Raw genomic sequence first — 4250 nt, 5'->3', positions numbered from 1 at the left:
TTAATTCAGCGCTGGTTCTCAGACGCCGCTGCACCTCAGCAGGTTTGTGACCAGTTGCTGGCGCGGTTTAGTCCGGCCTATTCGATGGTGACCCTCACCGGCCACCGTCTGGATCATCCGGCACTCTGTGCCTTTTTCGGGGCGCAGCGGGGCGCGAAAAGCGGGCTGAAGATTGATGTGGAAGCACCGGTCGTTATTGCAGAAAGTGAGTCGGGCGCGGTGATTGCCTATCAGGAACGCCAGCAGTTGCCCGGCCAGCCGGAAACGTTACGTTATTCGACGGCAATGTTTGAGGTGGTCGCACAAGGGAAAATTCTGTGGCGTCATCTGCATGAAACACAAGCTGCCTGATCGCGTATAAAAAAAACGGCCTTCCGTTAGGAAAGCCGTTGTAGCCTGCAAAAATCATTACTTCGTCAGGGTTTTTCTCACTTCGCTGACGTCTTTGGCCGTGACCGCCGGTGCATTGTTGCTCCAGCCCTGACGGATGAAGGTCGACAACTGCGCCGCTTCTTCGTCGGTCAGACGGTTGGCAAAGCCCGGCATCACCAGCGTTGAAGGTGCCCGCGCGGTGGACGGTTGCTGAGCACCCGCAAGGATCGTGTGGATCAGCCCGGTCGGGTCTTTCGCATTCACAATCGTGGCCTGATCGAGTTGCGGGAACACGCCCGGTGCGCCTTTGCCGGTCACAAAGTGGCAGGCACCGCAGTTATCCAGATACAAACGCTCGCCTTCACTGAGGTTTTTCGCCGCCGTCAGTCTGGCTTCGGTCGCGCTGGCTTTCTGCGTATCCTCTGCCGGAACCGGCGGGTTGCCGCCCAGGAACTTGATGTACGCGGCGATGGCTTTCAGGTCGTCGTCGGTCATGTGAGCGGTACTGTTTTCCACCACAGACGTCATTTCACCGCCAACGGCCGCCTTGTCATTACGCCCTTTGCCGAGATAATCAACGATCTCCTGTTCGTTCCAGTGCGCCACGCCGCGCAGGGAAGGCACATCCCAGTTATTCAGGCTGCCGCCCGCCAGGAAATCAGAGTCGCTGCTGTCCAGCGCCTTTTCGTTCATGCCGAATCCGCGCGGGGTATGACAACTGCCGCAGTGCCCGAGACTTTCCACCAGATACGCGCCGCGGTTCACCTGCGCCGATGCGCCGCCGATCGGCTGGAACGGCTTGTCAGACGCGAACGCCCAGTTCCAGAACCGCATGCCCCAGCGCTGGCTGAACGGGAAACTCAGATCCGTTTCCGGTGGCTGCTCCGCGCTCGGTTTTACGCCCTGCATAAAGTAAACGTAGAGCGCGTGCATATCCTGATCGTTAATTTTGGCGTAATCCGGATAAGGCATGGCCGGATACAAACGGGTGCCGTCCGGCAGAACGCCTTTACGCACCGCATCCGAGAACTGCGCTTCGCTATAACCGCCAATCCCGTGGTCTTTATCGGGGGTAATGTTGGTGGAATAAATGGTGCCGAGATTGGAATTGATCGCCAGCCCGCCGGAAAACGCCGGTTTGCCCGCCACTGTATGACAGGCACCGCAGTCGCCCAGACGCGCCACATACTCGCCCTGTTTGATCAGTGCCGCGTTGTCAGGTTGTGCATTGGTGTCGGCCTGCGCATTCGCCATAAAACCTGCGCCCAGAAGCAGGGCGTTAGCGATAAATAAACCTTTGAGTTTCATTGTGTTCATCTCCGCTTAAGCCTGAACCAACGGGCCGGGGTTTTTCAGATACTGATCTTTAATTGCCTGCGCCGCCATCAGGGTGATCGCACCGATGGTATCGGTCGGGTTGGCCTGGAAGTTTTGCGGGAAGGCGTTGCCGCCCGGCACAAACACGTTATGCACATCCCAGCTTTGCAGGAACTTGTTCAGCGCCGAGGTTTTCGGGTTATCGCCCATCACCGCACCGCCCACGTTATGCGTGGAAACGTACTTTGTCAGGTCAAAATGCGCGTCCATCGGCAGGAAACTTTCGCTGTAGCTGTCCGGGTTCAGCTCTTTAGTGATATTGCCGACGATGCCTTTCAGGTATTGCTGCAATTTCAGCTCGTTCTGTTTCCAGTCGAAAGTCATGCGCAGCAACGGATAGCCGTATTCGTCTTTGTAGTTCGGATCGAGATCCAGATAAATGTCACGATACGACTGGCAGGTTGTCGTGATGCTGATTTTCATCGAATGGCCGTACCATTCTTCCATCCCTTCTTTCCAGCCGGTGCCCCACGCAGGCGTGCCTTTTGGCAGCGAGGTGCTGATTGGCGTGCCGGTGGCCTGAGAACTGTGGATTTTCGCGCCGCCGATAAAGCCTAAAGATGGGCCGTCAAAGTTGCCCGGAGAGATGTCGTTAAACATCTGGCCGGTCGCGCCTGCGGTGGCGAACGGATTGAAGTTTTTATCTTTGAAGAACAGCGTCGAGCCGCCGTTGCTCAGGAACGCATAGTTACGGCCAATCACGCCTTCTTCGGTGATCGGGTTGTACGGTTTGCCGATCCCGGACAGCAGCATCAGGCGCACGTTGCAGAACTGGAAGCTGCTCAGCACCACGATTTTCGCTGGCTGGAAGCACTCGTTACCGTCTGCGTCCATGTAGATCACGCCTTTGGCGGTCTTCTTATCATCATGCAGTTCAACTTTCAGCACGTTGGCGTGGACTTCATAAGAGAAGTTATCCATGCGTTTCAGTGCGTCCATGACGGCCGTCTGCGGCGACGCTTTCGAGTAGTTCAGGCACGGATATTTACTGCAATAACCGCAGTAGTTACACGGTGCGATCTGGTTGCCGTACGGGTTGGTCCAGGCGCGGGATACGCAGGCCGACGGGTTCGGGAACGGGTGGTAACCCATCTTTTTGGTGACTTCCGCAAACATGCTGCTGTTAAGCGTGTCTTCCAGCGCAGGCAGCGGATACGGCTCGGAACGCGGCCCTTCGAACGGGTCACCGCCTTCCATAATCTGACCGCGCAGGTTGCCGGTTTTACCGGACTGTCCGCAGATATGCTCAAATTTGGTGTAATAAGGTTCGATTTCATCCCAGGTGAACGGGAAATCCATGATCCGCATGTCTTCCTGCAAGATGCCCGGCTTGTAAGCCTCATCCGCGTAGGTTTTGAGTTTTAAGTCGGTCGGTGTCGGGCGAATCAATACCGCCGTCCAGTGCAGACCGGAGCCGCCCACGCCCGTACCCGGCGCAAACGCGCCCCATTTACGGGTCGGCAGGGCCGTTTCACTCATGTTGTAACGCACGGTGACAGCGGCTTCTGCCGGTGTCGCCATCACTTTGTTGCGTACCGCGTAGGCGTATTCGTCCGCCGGTTTCGGGTAAGCGAATTCTTCGTAGCCGCGATCGCCGCCGCGTTCAAGCGCGCGAACCGTCAGGCCCGCCATCGCCAGCTCGATACTCATCAGTGAGCCAGCCCAGCCGAGGCCGACAACAACGACGTCGACTTCTGGTTTCGTTACTTTTGCCATCTTAAATCCTGTCAGTCATCAGAAAAGGGGAATAGGGCGAGGCACTCAGGCACGCGCGCCCTGCAGGCTCACGGGTCCCAGCGGATACGGGACGTTGTGCTGCTTAACCCACTCGGTGAAACTGGCGCGAGCGCCGGGGAATCCGATGGCAATCCACGCCTTCATCCCTTTGTTTCCGCCATAAATCGGGTCTGCCAGATAGCCGTGTTTGGTATCTGAAAGCAGTTCGCTGAAGAATTGCGAAGCGACGAGATTTTCTTCGCCTGCGTCCGCAAACTTAATGCCATTTTTCTGAAGCTGCGTCAGAACGTTGTCTTTGTCCTGATCGTTCAGCTCATGGAAGGCTTTCTGATGATTTTGCTGACACCAGCTGTTCGCGATGCGAATGCCGGTTTTGTAGATTTGCTGCGGACGGAACGGGATCTGATATCCCATCGTGGCCGGCGCGTGTACGTTGAACGGACCCTGCATGTAGATTTCTTCGCCGAAATCGCCGTGCATCTGCTGATCGATAAAAATCGGCACGTTAGTTTCGAGTGCGCCCGGTGCTTTGCCTTTGCCGCCTGCGGGGATCAGACGGTCAGCGGCGGCCATAATGAACTGCCACTCATCGGCGCTGAAAAATATCGGTTTATAATCGAGTAAGTCCGGGGCAGCCATTTCCGCAGCTTCTGCCGCTGACAGCCCTTTCATCATGATGGTGCCGACAGGCAAAGCCATCAGCGACCCAAGTAAAAACTTGCGACGGGTTGTTTTTTTTTGAAGGAGCATAGAATTACGACTCT

General features: G+C 56.4%; 4 protein-coding genes. 1 reads left to right on the top strand and 3 read right to left on the bottom strand.

The window, feature by feature from the left end; genetic code table 11:
• Positions 1–351 (top strand): DUF4440 domain-containing protein (locus EYY67_RS24155; RefSeq protein ID WP_131694590.1); only part of this gene is annotated, 351 nt, incomplete at its 5' end.
• Positions 352–408: 57 nt separating this feature from the next.
• Here the strand turns inward: EYY67_RS24155 and EYY67_RS24150 are convergent.
• From EYY67_RS24150 to EYY67_RS24140, 3 genes are read right to left on the bottom strand one after another with little or no spacing between them, the layout of a single operon-like run.
• Positions 409–1680: a c-type cytochrome gene (locus EYY67_RS24150; protein ID WP_408637247.1), complete on the bottom strand. Its 1272-nt coding sequence runs from the start codon at positions 1678–1680 to the stop codon at positions 409–411.
• Between the two features lie 15 nt (positions 1681–1695).
• Complete coding sequence (locus tag EYY67_RS24145) at positions 1696–3465, bottom strand: GMC family oxidoreductase (RefSeq protein ID WP_095925350.1); 1770 nt, start codon at positions 3463–3465, stop codon at positions 1696–1698.
• A 45-nt stretch (positions 3466–3510) separates the two neighbouring features.
• Positions 3511–4236, bottom strand: coding sequence for a gluconate 2-dehydrogenase subunit 3 family protein (locus EYY67_RS24140; protein WP_131694589.1), 726 nt, complete (start codon positions 4234–4236; stop codon positions 3511–3513).
• Positions 4237–4250 lie beyond the last annotated feature (14 nt).

It is taken from the genome of Rahnella victoriana (assembly GCF_004330295.1).
In the GTDB taxonomy this organism is placed as follows: Bacteria; Pseudomonadota; Gammaproteobacteria; order Enterobacterales; family Enterobacteriaceae; genus Rahnella; species Rahnella victoriana.
The sequence above is the reverse complement of the archived record's forward strand: the minus strand, read 5'-3'. Positions and strand labels throughout refer to the sequence as shown.

Coding starts and splice junctions, on each gene's coding strand:
- EYY67_RS24150 (WP_408637247.1), bottom strand. CDS start 1,680: ATGAAACTCAAAGGTTTATTTATCGCTAACGCCCTGCTTCTGGGCGCA.
- EYY67_RS24145 (WP_095925350.1), bottom strand. CDS start 3,465: ATGGCAAAAGTAACGAAACCAGAAGTCGACGTCGTTGTTGTCGGCCTC.
- EYY67_RS24140 (WP_131694589.1), bottom strand. CDS start 4,236: ATGCTCCTTCAAAAAAAAACAACCCGTCGCAAGTTTTTACTTGGGTCG.